Annotated in this window: 1 protein-coding gene; it reads right to left on the reverse strand. The window is 69.1% G+C overall.

Going from position 1 to position 418, the window contains the following annotated elements:
* Positions 1 to 307, reverse strand: a 307-nt coding sequence (locus HTV45_RS33325; RefSeq protein ID WP_215209616.1) for a sigma-70 family RNA polymerase sigma factor, incomplete at its 3' end; no start/stop codon positions are given.
* Positions 308 to 418 lie beyond the last annotated feature (111 nt).

A 418-nucleotide genomic window follows, 5' to 3' on the forward strand; every position in this document is an offset into this window, starting at 1 on the left:
CACCAGGCAGGGGGCCGACCCACAGCGCGCTGTCCGAAGGCGCGCCTGGAGGCGCGGCGCCGTCCGAAGGCCCGGACAGGTCCATCGGCAGCGCCCGCCGCCTCCCGGAGGCCAGGGCGTCCAGACACACGTTGGTGGCGATGCGGTACACCCATGAGCGCAGGGACGACCTGCCCTCGAACTGCCCGGCGTTCCGCCAAGCTCGGACGAAGGTCTGCTGAGCGGCGTCCTCGGCTTCTGCGTGGGACCCCAGCATGCGGTAACAGTGGCGAACCAACTCACCCCGGTACCCGTCTAGTTCCAGCACTATCGCCCGCGCCTTGTCATTCAAGTCGCTCCCCCGCCCCCGATGACGCGCCACCTCAGCATGTGGCCAGGCGTGCCCATCCGACGCCCATAACGATAGAGCTGTGGGCAT

It is taken from the genome of Streptomyces sp. CHD11, from assembly GCF_018638295.1.
GTDB lineage: Bacteria > Actinomycetota > Actinomycetes > Streptomycetales > Streptomycetaceae > Streptomyces.